The sequence below is a fragment of the Leifsonia sp. Ger2509 genome, from assembly GCF_055231915.1.
In genome coordinates this window covers 2276801-2291094 of record NZ_JBUYVB010000003.1, presented here as the reverse complement: position 1 = coordinate 2291094, position 14294 = coordinate 2276801, and the positions used below count along the sequence as shown (strand labels likewise).

Here is a 14294-nt window from a genome sequence, read left to right as displayed (position 1 = left end):
AGAAAGGCCTGATCATGGCTGATTTTCACGCCCTCGATATCGTCGTACTGGCCGGCGGGATCTCGCACGAGCGCGACATCTCGCTCCGGTCCGGGCGGCGCGTTGCCGACGGCCTCAGCGCTCTCGGGCACCGGGTCACCGAACTCGAGCCGGACGCGTCGCTGCTGGCGTATCTGGCGAGCAACCGACCGGATGCGGTGTGGCCCGCCCTTCACGGCGCAAGCGGTGAAGACGGTGCATTGCGCGCTCTCCTCGAGCTGACCGGCATCCCGTTCGTCGGATCACGGGCCGACGCAGCCCGCCTGGCCTGGTCGAAGCCGGCGGCCAAGACACTGGTGGAGCGTGCCGGAGTCTCGACCGCGGCTTCCGTGACCTTGCCGAAAGAGACGTTCCGCGAACTCGGCGCCAACAGCGTGCTCGACGCCGTGATCGCCGGTCTCGGGTCCTCGCTCGTGGTCAAGCCCGCACAGGGTGGCTCGGCCCAGGGCGTAACGATCGTCGACGATGCAGCCGATCTTCCACGCGCCATGGTCGACGCGTACACCTACTCGGATGTCGCACTCATCGAGCAGAAGATCACGGGAGCGGAGGTGTCCGTGGCCGTTCTGGACCTCGGTGACGGTCCGGCCGCACTTCCCGCTGTCGAGATCGTCCCCGTTGGAGGCGCCTACACGTTTGACGCCCGATACAACGCAGGGGAGACGCGGTTCTACGTGCCCGCCCGTGTCAGCGATGAGGTCGCCGCGCGCGTCGCGGACGCCGCTGAGGTCGCGCACGCAGCGCTCGGTCTGCGGCATCTGTCCCGGATCGACCTCATCGTGGACGCCGAGGGCGAACCGTGGTTCCTGGAAGCGAACGTGCTGCCCGGACTGACCGAGACCTCGATCGCGCCGCAGGCGATCGAAGCGGCGGGACTCAGCCTCGGCGAGGTCTACGCCGGGCTCGCCCTGGCGGCCATCCGCGACACTGTGAGCGTGTAACGGCAGGTCTATCCGATTTCTTGGCGAGCCCGATTGGTTGCCAAAAGTTTGGCGGACGGGTGGATTGGTTGCCAAAAGATTGGCGGGCGGGTGGGCTGGTTGCCAAAAGATTGGCAACGGAACGGGGACCGGCAGGATGCGCGTGTAGCCGACTCTAAAGCGGACCGACTCAGCTGAAGCTGGGCTCGCCGAGCTCACCCAGGATGCGGTTGAGGTCCTGAATCGTTGCGAAATCGACCACGATCTGGCCTTTTCTTGCACCGAGCGAGACCTTGACGCGCGTGTTCAGCCGGTCGCCGAGGCGCTCAGCGATCTCGTCGAGGTGCCCCTGGCGACGGCCGGGGTTGGCTTTCGGACGCACCGGCTTCGGCGTTGCGCTGGCGGCTGCCTCCGCGGCGCGCACCGACAGGTCTTCGTTGACGATCTTGTCCGCGAGTCGCTGCATCGCATCGACATCACCGGTCGAGAGGATCGCGCGCGCATGGCCGGCACTGAGCACACCCGCCGCGACGCGGGTCTGCACGGCCGCCGGCAGTTTGAGGAGACGCAGGGTGTTGGTGATCTGGGGGCGCGACCGACCGATCCGGCCTGCCAGCTCCTCCTGGGTGATCCCGAAGTCGGCGAGAAGCTGCTGGTAGGCCGACGCCTCTTCGAGCGGGTTCAGGTTCGAGCGATGCAGGTTCTCGAGGAGCGCATCCCGCAGCATGTCCTCGTCGGCGGTGTCCTTGACCACCGCCGGAATCGTGTCCAGGCCGAGTTCCTTGGTCGCGCGCAGTCGGCGCTCGCCCATGATCAACTCGTACTTGTCGGACTGGCCCGCGATCGGACGGACGACGATCGGCTGCAGCACCCCGACCTCGCGGATGCTGGCGACGAGCTCGTCGAGTGCATCCCGGTCGAACTCGGTGCGTGGCTGCACGGCGTTCGGGATGATATCGGCAGGGGAGAGGTTCGCGAGTCGCGCGCCAGGGACCGCCACGAGTTCGATGGTCGCCGTGCTCGTCGAACCCATGCTCCCCTGGTTGGGGAAGAAGACGTCGACAGGTCGTGCCGCCGAGTCCGAGGTGGGGATGAGCGCGCCGATTCCGCGGCCGAGTCCTGTGCGTTTCGCAGCCATTAGCGGGGTACTCCTCTTCGTGCGATCTCGGCGGCCGCTTCGAGGTACGAAAGCGATCCGGACGAGTTGGTGTCGTAGCTGATGACGCTCTGCCCGTAGCTCGGTGCCTCCGAGATGCGGACGGAGCGGGGGATGATCGTGTCCAGGACTTCCTTCGGGAAGTGGGTGCGGACATCTTCGGCGACCTGGTGGGCGAGATTCGTGCGCGAGTCGTACATCGTGAGCAGGATGGTCGAGACGCGGAGCTTCGGATTGAGGTGCTTCTCGATCAACTGGATGTTCTTGAGCAACTGGCTCAATCCCTCGAGTGCGTAGTACTCGCACTGGATCGGGATGAGAACTTCGGATGCGGCGACGAACGCGTTGATGGTGAGCAGTCCGAGCGACGGCGGGCAGTCGATGAGAACGTAGTCGAAGTCATATTCGTCGAGGAACTCGTTGAGCGAGCGGGAGAGCCGCTGCTCGCGGGCGACCATGGAGACGAGTTCGATTTCCGCGCCGGCGAGATCGATCGTCGCGGGAACACAGAAGAGACCATCGAATTCCGGGCTCTTCTGGATGACCTCATCCATGTTGCGATCGTTGACGATGACGTCGTAGACACTTGGCGTCCCCTCGCGATGCTCGACACTCAGGGCGGTGGATGCGTTCCCCTGGGGATCCAGGTCGATCACGAGCACGCGGGCACCCGACTTCGCCAATGCAGCCGAGAGATTGACGACGGTGGTGGTCTTACCCACGCCGCCCTTCTGGTTGGAGATGGTGAAGATGCGGGTGCGCGACGGAAGCGGAAGCGTCTGGGTGGCGATCGCCTGCCTGCGACGGGTCAGTTCGGCGATTTCGTGAGCGAGTGGGGTCGATCCATCAAAGACGGGGGAGGTCACTTCGACCTGGCTGTCCTGATTGGGATGTTTCACGTGAAACCTTGTCGCTCTGTTCTCGGTGGAGACCACCGTGTCCGTGGATCCCCCGGGATCGATCGATCCGGAAGACTTCCTTCTGCGAATGGCCGGCCCGAGAAGGACCCGGCCGGTCAATCAACTGTAGCTCTGATGACCCGAGTGACCTCGTTCAGCACGCCCTCGCCGAGAGTAATCACTTCGACATTGCTGAGGTGGTAACGCCGGATCTCTTTGGAGGCCGCTTCGATCTCAGCACCCGCTCCCGCGCCCTTCATCAGCACGAGTTCTCCGCCCGGCCGCACAAGCGGAGCCGTGAGAGGGATCAACTTTCTGAACGCCGAAACCGCCCGTGCGGTGACCTGATCGAGTGGGGCCGAGAGTTTGACGTCTTCAGCCCGGGCCCGCACGACTTCCGCATTCTGCAACCCGAGCTCGTCGACTTGTTCGGTGAGCCAGGCGATTCGACGTTCCATCGGCTCGATGAGCACGAACGACACGTCCGGCCGCGCGATCGCGAGAACGAGACCAGGCAGGCCGGCCCCGCTTCCGACATCCCCGACCCGGCCGGGTCGGAGCAGGGGAGCGACGATGGCGCAGTTGAGGATATGGCGCGTCCAGAGACGGGGAAGCTCGAGCGGGCCGATGAGGCCACGCTCTTCGCCCTGCTCGGCGAGGTTCTTCGTGAATCGGCGCGCAACATCCACAGTGGCCCCGAAGAGCGCGGCCGCTTCAGGCGGTTCGGTCTCGAACGTCGACGTCAATGTTTCACGTGAAACTATGACGCGGTGATCACGGTGTGACGGTCGCGGCCTTCGCCCTGCGAGTTCGAGACGTAGCCGCGGTCGGACACGATGTCGTGCACCAGCTTGCGCTCATAGGAGGACATCGGGGGGAGTGCGGCCTGGGCCGCTCCTTCTTCGATGCGCGCGATCGCACGGTCGACGAGGATTCCGAGTTCCGCCTGGCGCGCCTCGCGCGATCCACCGATGTCAAGGATCAGACGGGAGAACGCTCCGGTCTTGCTCTGGACCGCGAGTCGGGCCAGCTCCTGCAGGGCGTTCACGGTGTCCGGCTTCGAGAGCAGACGAAGGTTCGCATCCTCGGAGGCATTCACTGACACATAAGCGCGACCATTGCGGGCGTCGATGTCGATGTCGCCATCGATGTCGCAGATGTCGAGCAGCTCTTCGATGTAGTCAGCAGCGATGTCGCCCTCTGCGTCGAGCTGGGCCGAAGTCGGAGCGACCTGCTCACCCTCCGCGGGGGACACATCCGTGGCCGTCTCATTTGCTTCGACGGAGTCCTCTGTGCCTTCAGTCACGGCTGCGTCTTCCAGTCCGGGTTCGGTCTGCTGTACGTCGGTCATCTACTCTTCCTACTTCTTTCCGCCGGTTTGCTTCTTGGCGCGAGACTTGCCGACCGGCTGGACGCGCTGCGTCGTCACCGGCTTCTGGGGCTGTTCGTCGATGGACAGGACCACGACGCCTTCGTCGTTGACCAGCTTGCCCTTCTTCGCGAGGCGTGCCTCGCGGGCCTTCGCCGCTTCACTGCCCGGAGTCGGCATGTTGCGGATGACCACGAACTGCTGCACCATCGTCCAGATATTCGAGGTCAGCCAGTAGAACATGACACCGAGGGGGAAGGCGAAGCCGGAGAACAGGAAGACGAAGGGGAGTAGATAGAGCAGGATGCGCTGCTGCTTGAACTGCGGGCTCGCCTTGGTCTCCGGCGACATGTTCTTCGAGACGATCTGCAGCTGGGTGATGAACTGCGACGCGGTCATCAGCACGACCATCGTCGCCGCGATCACCATGACGGCGACCTGCGGGGGATGTGCGTTGAGTGCCCCGGAGAAGCTCTGGTGCAGGGGAGCGATGCCGAAGAGTTCCGCGTTTCCGAACTGGACCGCGAGGGTCTCATTCAGCGGGCCGACGCCGGCCTTGCCGCTCTGCGCGCCGTTGAGCACCTGGAACAGGCTGAAGAACACCGGCATCTGGAGCAGGAGAGGGAGGCAGGAGCTGAGCGGGTTGGTGCCCGTCTTCTTGTAGAGCTCCATCGTCTCGCGGGACATGGCCTCGCGGGAGAACTGGTCTTTCTTTCCCTTGTATTTGTCCTGGATCTTCTTCAGCTGGGGCGCGACCTCGAGCATCCGCCGCTGGTTCTTGATCTGACGGACGAAGACCGGGATGAGGGCCGCGCGCACGACGACCGTGAGGCCGACGATGGAGAGGACCCAGGTGAGGCCCGCGGCCGGGTCGAGGCCCATGACCGTGAACAGCTGATGGAACGCCACGAGAATGAGTTCCACGACCCATTTGATGGGCCACAGAATTGTTCCGAAGATGGCTCCGATGTCCATGTGGTGCTAGGCCTTTCCGTGGCTGCTGGCTACGACGAATCCGAATGGAGTCACGTTGTACCGACGCTTCTTCTTGAGTGGAACGTCATCGATCCCGCCTTCCGCCCAGGGGTGGCAGCGGGCGATCCTGCGAATTCCGAGTGCCGACCCGACCACGACACCGTGTTCCTGGATGGCACCGAGCGCGTACGCCGAACACGACGGGTAGTACCGGCACACGTCACCGTAGAGCGGGGAGATCACTGCGCGATATCCCCGCAGCAGGAGCACGGCGACGTTCCGTGGGAGGAGGAGCACAGCTGTGATCGCGGTGTTCATCGACGGAGGTTGCCTTTACTGACGGCGCGGGATATCTCTTCATGAAGGGTAGCCCACTCCGCATTGGCGGAGGCTGGTAATGCCCTGACGACGACATCGGCACCGGACCGAAGCCCGGGGAGCAATTCGTATGAGGCTGCTTTGAGCCGGCGCCTCACCAGATTGCGTCGAACAGCGGTGCCGACGTTCTTGCTCACAATAAAACCGAATCGCACCACTGCGGAGTCGGTATCGGTGCGGATGTAGGTGACGGTGTTCGCCGCGGTGAATCGTGTACCGCGCCTGACCGTCGCCTTGTAATCCGCCCCCCGCGTGATGCGATTGGCTTTAGCGAGCAATGGACTGCCTGAGTGGATCCGGCAGTCTAGGCGGAGAGCTTGGTGCGGCCCTTGGTGCGGCGGGCGGCCAGGATGGCGCGCCCCGCACGCGTGCGCATGCGCAGACGGAAGCCGTGGGTCTTCGCGCGCTTACGGTTGTTCGGCTGGAAAGTTCTCTTGCTCATAATCTGTCTCCGGAGGTCTCTTCTGTGCAGGCCTGTGCCGAACGAATGGACAGCACGGGAGGCCGAAGAAGTTTTTGGGCAGCCACGTCTGCGGCTGAAGTCAACTGATTAAAACTACGGCCTGGGGCCGACGAGGTCAAACCAATCGAGCCGAATCATTGATTATCCACAGTAATCGACGGAAAGTAGGACAAGACGCGCCGAGCGTTTCGCCTTGTCAAATTTGTCGGGACGATGTGCGTTGGTTACCGTGAGGACGAAAAGTTATCCCCAGCCATATCCATTTAAGGCGGGAAATCGCTACGGTAATGGACACACAGCGGTGGATAACTCTGTGAATACCTTCCGGCGGCGGCACGCCCCGGGCCGACGAACATCCACGATGAGGTGGATCGCGTCGACGAAGCAATCCGAGTAACACGAATACGGGGAACAATGGCCAACGGCGAAGAGTTGATTTCTGCAGCATGGCAGACGGTGCTCGTCTCTCTTGAGACGGATGAGCGCATCACGCCTCAGCTGTACGGATTCCTCAGCCTGGTCGAGCCGAAGGGCATCATGGCCGGCACCCTCTATCTCGAGGTGCCGAACGAATTCACCCGCGGCATGATCGAACAGCGCAGCCGTGTTCCTCTTCTCAATGCGATCGGCGGTCTCGACGAATCGCTCGCGGTGAGCAATTTCGCGATCGTCGTGAACCCCGAGATCCAGCAGGAGTCCCTCGAGGCGCCGATGGAGCAACCCGATCCCGGCTACATCGACATCCCCGCCGCTCCGGCGCCGACGGCCACGGTCACCGAGATCACCGCGCCTCCGCGCAACGCAGACACCCGCCTGAATCCGAAGTACAGCTTCGACAACTTCGTCATCGGCCAGTCGAACAGGTTCGCGCACGCTGCGGCCGTCGCCGTGGCCGAAGCGCCGGCCAAGGCGTACAACCCTCTCTTCATCTACGGCGAGTCCGGCCTCGGCAAAACCCACCTCCTTCACGCCATCGGCCATTACGCCATGAGTCTCTACCCGGGCATCCGCGTCCGGTATGTCAGCTCCGAGGAGTTCACCAACGACTTCATCAACTCGATCGCCAATAACAGGGGATCGCTGTTCCAGTCGCGCTACCGCAACATCGACATCCTGCTGATCGACGACATCCAGTTCCTCCAGGGCAAGGCGGAGACGCAGGAAGCGTTCTTCCACACCTTCAACACCCTGCACGACCACAACAAGCAGGTGGTCATCACCAGCGACCTCCCGCCGAAGCACCTCACCGGCTTCGAGGACCGGATGCGCTCCCGCTTCGAGTGGGGACTGATCACCGACGTCCAGGCGCCGGACCTCGAGACCCGCATCGCCATCCTGCGCAAGAAGGCCCAGAGCGAGAAACTGCAGGTTCCGGACGACATCCTCGAGTTCATGGCTTCAAAGGTCTCCAGCAACATCCGCGAACTGGAGGGGACGCTCATCCGCGTCACGGCCTTCGCCAGCCTCAACCGAACGCCGGTCGACATGAATCTGGTGCAGACCGTCCTGAAAGACCTGATCACCCTCGACGACGACAATGTCATCGCGCCGGTCGACATCATCACGAACACCGCGGACTACTTCAAGCTCACCGTCGACGATCTGTACGGCTCGAGCCGTTCGCAGGCCGTCGCCACGGCCAGGCAGATCGCCATGTACCTCTGCCGTGAGCTGACGAATCTCTCCCTGCCCAAGATCGGCCAGCTGTTCGGCAACCGCGACCACACCACTGTGATGTACGCGAACAAGAAGATCAGCGAGCTCATGAAGGAGCGTCGCTCCATCTACAACCAGGTCACCGAGCTCACCAGCCGCATCAAGCAGAACCACCGATACAGCAAGGGTTAACCTGCGGCCGCCCTATTTCTGGGGAGAAGTGTGAATACTCACACTGTGGATAACTTGTGGAGAACAGTCGAACAACCACCCTCGAGATGTTGAGGAATGACAGCCTCTTGTGAGTTACGAGCTTTTCGTCGGCGTCGTTCTCACCCGTATGTTTGCAGGCATCCACACTCCGTCAACATGTCACATGGCTGTAGTTCCCAGTCGTCGTCTGGCCGACGGGCAGTTATCCACAGTTTCCACAGCGGTTAACACCATTAATCGTTAATTAATCTCTAGTGGGGCTCGACAACCTTGACCCCGGTCGCTCGAACGAGCGTGGCCTCGCGATACGCAAGCGCTAGCATTGTCACGATCTATCCGCTCCCAACGACAGAGGTGACTTCGTGAAGTTCCAGGCCAATCGGGATGTATTCAGCGAAGCTGTTTCGTTTGCCGTGAAACTTCTGCCACAGCGTACGACTCTGCCGATTCTGAGCGGTGTGCTGATCGAGACCACCGAGACCGGTCTGCTCCTGTCGTCGTTCGACTACGAAGTGTCCGCACAGACCGAGATCGCGGCCGAGGTCGAAGAGCCCGGCAAGATCCTGGTGTCCGGCCGGCTCCTCGCCGAGATCGCCAGCAAACTCCCGAACGCGCCGGTCCAGCTCTCCACCGAGGAATCGCGCATCATCGTCCGTTCCGGATCGGCGAGTTTCACCCTGCTGTCCATGCCGGTCGAGGAATACCCGAGCATCCCGCAGGTCTCCGGGCAGTCCGGACTCGTGCCTGCCGAGGAATTCGCCACCGCAGTCGCCCAGGTCGGCGTCGCGGCGTCACGCGACGATGTCACCCCCGTCATCACCGGTGTCCAACTCGAAGTCGGCGACAACACCCTCGGCCTGGTCGCCACCGACCGCTACCGCGTCGCCGTCCGTGAGATCGACTGGGATGGCGGCGGCGGCTCGAGCGAACCCGTGACTGCCCTGGTCCCCGCACGGACGCTGCAGGAGATCGGCAAGACGCTCGGCCACAGCGGCACGATCGCCGTCTCGATCACCAACAAGGACGACCGCGAGCTCATCGCGTTCACGGCGGATAAGAAGACCGTGACATCTTTGCTGATCAAGGGCAATTTCCCGCCCGTCCGCAGACTCTTCCCCGAGACGGTGGACAACTACGCGGTGATCAACACCGCGGAACTGATCGAAGCGACCCGCCGCGTATCCCTCGTCCTCGAGCGCGAGGCGGCGCTCCGGTTCAGTTTCTCCCTCGACGGTCTGACGCTCGAAGCCATCGGCTCCGAACAGGCGCAGGCCTCCGAGAGCATCGACGCTCTCCTCACAGGCCAGGACACGGTGGTTTCCCTGAAGCCGCAGTTCCTGCTCGACGGTCTCGGTGCGGTGCATTCCGAATTCGTTCGCATCTCCTTCACCAAGACCGAGAACCCCAACAAGCCGGGACCGGTCCTGATCACGAGCCAGTCCAGCAAGGACCAGGCCGGCGCGGACAACTACAAGTACCTGCTGCAGCCGAACCTGCTGCTGCGCTGAAAAGAGAACGCCATGCACATCGGCCTCATCGGTCTCGGAAAAATGGGCAACAACATGCGTGCCCGCCTCGAGAAAAAAGGGATCGAGGTGACCGGCTATGACACCAACCCTGACGTGTCCGATGTCGCGACGGTCGCCGACCTCGTCGCCGCCCTTCCGACACCGCGCGTGGTCTGGATCATGGTGCCGGCCGGTGCTGTGACGGATGCCGTGGTCACCGACCTCGAACCTCTCCTCGAAAAGGGCGACCTCGTCATCGACGGCGGGAACTCCCGTTTCACCGAGGACATCAAGCACTCGGAGCAGCTCGCCCCCAAGGGCGTCGACTTCATGGACGCCGGTGTCTCCGGTGGCGTGTGGGGTCTCCAGAACGGGTACGGCCTGATGGTCGGCGGCAGCGCAGCCCAGGTCGAACGCGTGATGCCCGTCTTCGATGCCCTGCGTCCGGACGGCCCTCGTGACGAGGGCTTCGTACACGTGGGCGAGGTCGGCGCCGGTCACTACGCCAAGATGGTCCACAACGGCATCGAATACGCGCTGATGCAGGCCTACGCCGAGGGATACGAGCTCCTCGACACCCGCAAAGACATCATCAAAGACGTCACCGGGACGTTCAAGGCGTGGCAGCGCGGAACCGTGGTGCGCTCCTGGCTGCTCGAGCTGCTGGTGCGCGCCCTCGAGCAGGACCCGGAATTCGAGCACATCGAAGGATTCGTCCAGGACTCCGGCGAGGGACGCTGGACGATCGAGGAGGCACTCGACAATGCCGTGCCGGTTCCGACGATCAGTGCATCGATCTTCGCCCGCTTCGTGTCGCGGCAGAAGGATTCGCCGGCGATGAAGGCCGTGGCAGCACTGCGCAACCAGTTCGGTGGCCACGCAGTCAAAGCCGTCGACTGACCTGGTCGGCGAACCGACAGAGTGCGCGTCACCCATCTCTCCCTGACCGACTTCCGCAACTATTCGAGCGCGGAGGTTCCGTTGGCGGCAGGTCCCAACCTGTTCGTCGGCCGCAATGGGCAGGGGAAGACGAACCTCGTCGAGTCGCTCGGCTACCTGAGCACGCTGGGTTCGCACCGGGTCTCGAGCGACCAGGCGATGATCCGGCAGGGCGCGGATGCGGCGATCGTCCGGGCGCGCATCGCACATGACGGCCGCGAGCTGCTGGTCGAGGTGCAGCTCAACCGGTCGGCGGCGAATCGTGCACAGGTGAACCGCTCGCCGATCAAGCCTCGGGAGCTGCCGCGCTACTTCTCGAGCGTGCTGTTCGCTCCGGAAGACCTCGCACTCGTGCGCGGTGAGCCGGGCATCCGTCGTCGCTACATCGACCAGCTCCTCGTTCAGCGCAACCCGCGCATGGCCGGGGTGTTCGCCGATTACGACCGGGTGCTCCGGCAGAGGAACTCCCTGCTGAAATCCGCTCGCGCCTCCGGCTTGCGCGAAGCGCAGCTCTCGACGCTCGAGATCTGGGATGAACGTCTTGTCGGCCTCGGATCGGAGATCGTGGATGCGCGGGTCGAACTGGTCGAGCTCCTCGGCGACCCGATCACCGCCGCCTACCGCTCCGTCGCCGGCGACGACCACCATCCCAAGCTGATTCCGTTGCTCACGATCCGAGGGGCAGCGGTCGAGGATCCTGATGATGGTTCGGCACGGTCGGATGCGGCGGCACCCGAAGCGGGCGGTGGCGCCGAGGACACGACGGACACCGCATCCGCGTTCCGCGCATCCCTCGCCGCGGTGCGACGCAAGGAGCTGGACCGCGGAATCACGCTCGTCGGTCCGCACAGGGACGACATCCTGTTCGAACTGAACGGACTTCCGGCGAAGGGGTATGCCAGCCATGGCGAGTCGTGGTCGTTCGCGCTCGCGCTGAAGCTCGCGTCCGCCGAGCTCCTCCGACGAGAGTCGACGACCGGCGACCCGGTGCTCATCCTCGACGACGTCTTCGCCGAACTCGACCAGGCACGTCGCCGGATGCTGGCCGCTGCGGTGCACGATTTCGAACAGGTGCTCATCACGGCGGCCGTGTACGACGATGTTCCTGACGAACTCACCGCCCATACGGTGCGGATCGAGGCAGGCGCGGTGGTCGATGCCTGACGAAAACGTCTCCCGGAACGGAGCGGGCGAGCAGAGCGAGGCATCCGCGGTCTACCTGCGCTTCCGCGAACTGTTCGGCAGCGTTCCGGCGCGCGCCCGACGGACCAGGCGGGTCAGGGACCGCGATGAGGGCGACAGCGTCCCCTTCGGTGTGGGCCGCGACCCGCGCGGCCTCGGCAATATCGTGGATGCGCTCACGACGGAACTCGGCTGGAGCTCTCCACTCGCCCAGTCCGAGCTGCTGGAGGGATGGGTCGACCTCGCGGGTGAGGAGACGGCGAAGCACTCGACGCCGCTCGGCATCAGCGAGGGCGTCCTGACCGTCTCATGCGAGTCGACAGCCTGGGCGACGCAGCTGCGGATCATGCGCACCGAGCTCATGACGCGCATCGCCGTACGGTTCCCGGAAGCGGGCATCCAGTCGATCCGTTTCCAAGGGCCGGAGGCACCCTCCTGGAAAAGAGGTCCCAGATCAATTCCAGGGCGCGGCCCGCGCGATACCTACGGCTGAGAACGCAAAAGAGGTCACCGGCGCGAAATAAACGCGTCAGACGGGCGATTATGGCCTTTCCCGCATGCTGCCCTTGGTAGAATGAATAGGTCACACTGAGTGCGGTCAGGAGCCTAATTTCATATGACGATGGAACCCACGAAAGCCGAGGCGGAACACGACTACGGTGCCAACGAAATCCAGGTCCTCGAAGGTCTTGAAGCCGTTCGCAAACGTCCCGGAATGTACATCGGTTCCACTGGTCCCCGGGGGCTCCACCACCTGGTCTACGAGATCGTCGACAACTCGGTCGATGAGGCCCTGGCCGGCCACGCCGACAACATCGAGGTGACCATCCTGGCCGACGGCGCCGTGCGCGTCTTCGACAACGGCCGCGGCATCCCGGTCGACATCCACCCCGGCGAGGGGAAGTCCACCGTCGAGGTCGTGCTCACGATCCTGCACGCCGGTGGAAAGTTCGGCGGCGGCGGGTATGCGGTCTCCGGCGGCCTGCACGGTGTCGGCAGTTCCGTGGTGAACGCACTGTCGAGCCGACTCGACGTGGAAGTGCGCCGCCAGGGGCACAAGTGGACCCAGAGCTACCGCAACGGTGTTCCCGTTGCCCCACTCGTGCAGGGCGAAGCCTCCGACGAGACCGGCACGATCATCACCTTCTGGCCGAGCCCGGAGACGTTCGAGACGACCGAGTTCGACTACGAGACCCTCCGCATCCGCTTCCAGCAGATGGCGTTCCTGAACAAGGGCCTGCGCATCGCCCTCACCGATGAGCGTCCGACCGACGACCCCGACGTGGAGCCGCAGACCGACGTCTACCTCTACGAGCAGGGTCTCACCGATTACGTCCACTACCTGAACACCGCGAAGAAGGCCGAACTCGTCAATGACGAGATCATCTCCTTCGAGTCGGAGGACACCGAGCGCAAGATCGCGCTCGAAGTGGCGATGCAGTGGACGACCGGTTACAACGAGAGCGTCTTCACCTACGCGAACACCATCAACACGCACGAGGGTGGAACGCACGAAGAAGGCTTCCGAGCTGCCCTCACCACACTGGTGAACCGGTATGCGCGTGAGAAGGGCATCCTCAAGGAGAAGGACGACAACCTCTCCGGCGACGATGTGCGCGAAGGTCTCACCGCGGTGATCTCCGTGAAGCTCGCCGAGCCGCAGTTCGAAGGACAGACGAAGACCAAGCTCGGCAACACCGAGGCGAAGGCATTCGTGCAGAAGGTGGTCGGCGACCAGCTCGGCGACTGGTTCGATCGCAACCCGAACCAGGCGAGGGAGATCATCCGCAAGGCGCTCCAGGCTGCGACGGCACGGCTCGCGGCACGCAAGGCCCGTGAGACCGCACGGCGGAAGGGCCTCCTCGAGGGCGGCGGAATGCCGGGCAAGCTCAAGGACTGCCAGTCGAAAGACCCGTCGATCTCCGAGATCTTCATCGTCGAGGGCGACTCGGCCGGCGGCTCGGCCGTCCAGGGCCGAAACCCCGAGACGCAGGCGATCCTCCCGCTGCGCGGCAAGATCCTCAACGTCGAGAAGGCGAGGCTCGACCGCGCGCTCGCGAACAACGAAGTGCAGGCCATGATCACCGCGTTCGGTGCGGGCATCGGCGAGGACTTCAACCCGGACAAGGTGCGCTACCACAAGATCGTGCTGATGGCGGATGCCGACGTCGACGGCCAGCACATCACGACCCTGCTGCTCACCCTGCTCTTCCGCTACATGAAGCCGCTCATCGAGCTCGGCTACGTCTACCTGGCGCAGCCTCCGCTCTACCGGCTCAAGTGGTCCAACGCAGAACACCAGTACGTCTACAGCGACCGCGAGCGCGATGCACTGCTCGCCGACGGGGTCGCCGCAGGCAAGCGCATCCCGAAGGACAACGGAGTGCAGCGGTACAAGGGTCTCGGCGAGATGGACTACAAGGAGTTGTGGGAGACCACGATGAGCCCCGAGACCAGGACCCTGCTGCAGGTGACCCTCGACGACGCGGCCGCGGCCGACGAGATCTTCGCCACCCTGATGGGCGAGGACGTCGAGTCACGACGCAATTTCATCCAGAAGAACGCGAAGGACGTGCGTTTCCTTGACATCTGACAAC

Annotated in this window: 15 protein-coding genes; 7 read left to right on the top strand and 8 right to left on the bottom strand. The window is 63.7% G+C overall.

Features of this window, described 5'->3' with window-relative positions:
- The first annotated feature begins 14 nt into the window (after positions 1 to 14).
- Entirely contained in the window at positions 15 to 980 is a 966-nt protein-coding gene (locus ACV7NN_RS11265; protein ID WP_463349667.1) for a D-alanine--D-alanine ligase family protein, read from the top strand.
- Between the two features lie 169 nt (positions 981 to 1149).
- Here the strand turns inward: ACV7NN_RS11265 and ACV7NN_RS11260 are convergent, their stop codons facing one another.
- The 8 genes from ACV7NN_RS11260 to rpmH form a co-directional block, all read right to left on the bottom strand.
- Positions 1150 to 2097 carry a ParB/RepB/Spo0J family partition protein gene (locus tag ACV7NN_RS11260; RefSeq protein WP_463349666.1) on the bottom strand — a complete coding sequence of 316 codons (948 nt, stop codon included), beginning with the start codon at positions 2095 to 2097 and terminating at the stop codon, positions 1150 to 1152.
- Entirely contained in the window at positions 2097 to 3014 is a 918-nt protein-coding gene (locus tag ACV7NN_RS11255) for a ParA family protein (RefSeq protein ID WP_463349665.1), read from the bottom strand. The genes ACV7NN_RS11260 and ACV7NN_RS11255 overlap by 1 nt, the downstream gene beginning before the upstream one ends.
- A gap of 116 nt (positions 3015 to 3130) precedes the next feature.
- On the bottom strand, positions 3131 to 3760 hold the full coding sequence (gene rsmG / locus ACV7NN_RS11250; protein ID WP_463349664.1) for a 16S rRNA (guanine(527)-N(7))-methyltransferase RsmG: 630 nt from the start codon (positions 3758 to 3760) through the stop codon (positions 3131 to 3133).
- Positions 3761 to 3774: 14 nt separating this feature from the next.
- The gene (locus tag ACV7NN_RS11245) at positions 3775 to 4365 is read right to left on the bottom strand and encodes a Jag family protein (protein WP_463349663.1); all 591 of its coding nucleotides are present in this window, start codon (positions 4363 to 4365) and stop codon (positions 3775 to 3777) included.
- 9 nt (positions 4366 to 4374) lie between these two features.
- Positions 4375 to 5358 carry a membrane protein insertase YidC gene (gene yidC, locus ACV7NN_RS11240; protein ID WP_463349662.1) on the bottom strand — a complete coding sequence of 328 codons (984 nt, stop codon included), beginning with the start codon at positions 5356 to 5358 and terminating at the stop codon, positions 4375 to 4377.
- Between the two features lie 6 nt (positions 5359 to 5364).
- Entirely contained in the window at positions 5365 to 5676 is a 312-nt protein-coding gene (gene yidD, locus ACV7NN_RS11235) for a membrane protein insertion efficiency factor YidD (protein WP_463349661.1), read from the bottom strand.
- Positions 5673 to 6014, bottom strand: coding sequence for a ribonuclease P protein component (rnpA, locus tag ACV7NN_RS11230; RefSeq protein ID WP_463349660.1), 342 nt, complete (start codon positions 6012 to 6014; stop codon positions 5673 to 5675). Before rnpA ends, yidD begins: the two co-directional genes overlap by 4 nt.
- Before the next feature lie 26 nt (positions 6015 to 6040).
- Positions 6041 to 6178: a 50S ribosomal protein L34 gene (rpmH, locus tag ACV7NN_RS11225; RefSeq protein ID WP_163288492.1), complete on the bottom strand. Its 138-nt coding sequence runs from the start codon at positions 6176 to 6178 to the stop codon at positions 6041 to 6043.
- Between the two features lie 435 nt (positions 6179 to 6613).
- Between rpmH and dnaA the strand changes: the two genes are divergently transcribed.
- The 6 genes from dnaA (at position 6614) to gyrB (ending at position 14290) form a co-directional block, all read left to right on the top strand.
- Complete coding sequence (gene dnaA, locus ACV7NN_RS11220; RefSeq protein WP_463349659.1) at positions 6614 to 8047, top strand: chromosomal replication initiator protein DnaA; 1434 nt, start codon at positions 6614 to 6616, stop codon at positions 8045 to 8047.
- Positions 8048 to 8430: 383 nt separating this feature from the next.
- On the top strand, positions 8431 to 9576 hold the full coding sequence (gene dnaN, locus ACV7NN_RS11215; protein ID WP_463349658.1) for a DNA polymerase III subunit beta: 1146 nt from the start codon (positions 8431 to 8433) through the stop codon (positions 9574 to 9576).
- Positions 9577 to 9588: 12 nt separating this feature from the next.
- Complete coding sequence (gnd, locus tag ACV7NN_RS11210; protein WP_463349657.1) at positions 9589 to 10476, top strand: phosphogluconate dehydrogenase (NAD(+)-dependent, decarboxylating); 888 nt, start codon at positions 9589 to 9591, stop codon at positions 10474 to 10476.
- Positions 10477 to 10497: 21 nt separating this feature from the next.
- A complete protein-coding gene (gene recF, locus ACV7NN_RS11205; RefSeq protein ID WP_463349656.1) occupies positions 10498 to 11679 on the top strand; it encodes a DNA replication/repair protein RecF in 1182 nt (393 codons plus the stop codon).
- Positions 11672 to 12190 (top strand): DciA family protein, encoded by a 519-nt coding sequence (locus tag ACV7NN_RS11200; RefSeq protein WP_463349655.1) that lies wholly within the window; start codon positions 11672 to 11674, stop codon positions 12188 to 12190. Before recF ends, ACV7NN_RS11200 begins: the two co-directional genes overlap by 8 nt.
- A gap of 123 nt (positions 12191 to 12313) precedes the next feature.
- Positions 12314 to 14290: a DNA topoisomerase (ATP-hydrolyzing) subunit B gene (gyrB, locus tag ACV7NN_RS11195; RefSeq protein ID WP_463349654.1), complete on the top strand. Its 1977-nt coding sequence runs from the start codon at positions 12314 to 12316 to the stop codon at positions 14288 to 14290.
- Positions 14291 to 14294: the final 4 nt, after the last annotated feature.

Coding starts and splice junctions, on each gene's coding strand:
- ACV7NN_RS11265 (WP_463349667.1), top strand. CDS start 15: ATGGCTGATTTTCACGCCCTCGATATCGTCGTACTGGCCGGCGGGATC.
- ACV7NN_RS11260 (WP_463349666.1), bottom strand. CDS start 2,097: ATGGCTGCGAAACGCACAGGACTCGGCCGCGGAATCGGCGCGCTCATC.
- ACV7NN_RS11245 (WP_463349663.1), bottom strand. CDS start 4,365: ATGACCGACGTACAGCAGACCGAACCCGGACTGGAAGACGCAGCCGTG.
- yidC (WP_463349662.1), bottom strand. CDS start 5,358: ATGGACATCGGAGCCATCTTCGGAACAATTCTGTGGCCCATCAAATGG.
- yidD (WP_463349661.1), bottom strand. CDS start 5,676: ATGAACACCGCGATCACAGCTGTGCTCCTCCTCCCACGGAACGTCGCC.
- rpmH (WP_163288492.1), bottom strand. CDS start 6,178: ATGAGCAAGAGAACTTTCCAGCCGAACAACCGTAAGCGCGCGAAGACC.
- dnaA (WP_463349659.1), top strand. CDS start 6,614: ATGGCCAACGGCGAAGAGTTGATTTCTGCAGCATGGCAGACGGTGCTC.
- gnd (WP_463349657.1), top strand. CDS start 9,589: ATGCACATCGGCCTCATCGGTCTCGGAAAAATGGGCAACAACATGCGT.
- ACV7NN_RS11200 (WP_463349655.1), top strand. CDS start 11,672: ATGCCTGACGAAAACGTCTCCCGGAACGGAGCGGGCGAGCAGAGCGAG.
- gyrB (WP_463349654.1), top strand. CDS start 12,314: ATGACGATGGAACCCACGAAAGCCGAGGCGGAACACGACTACGGTGCC.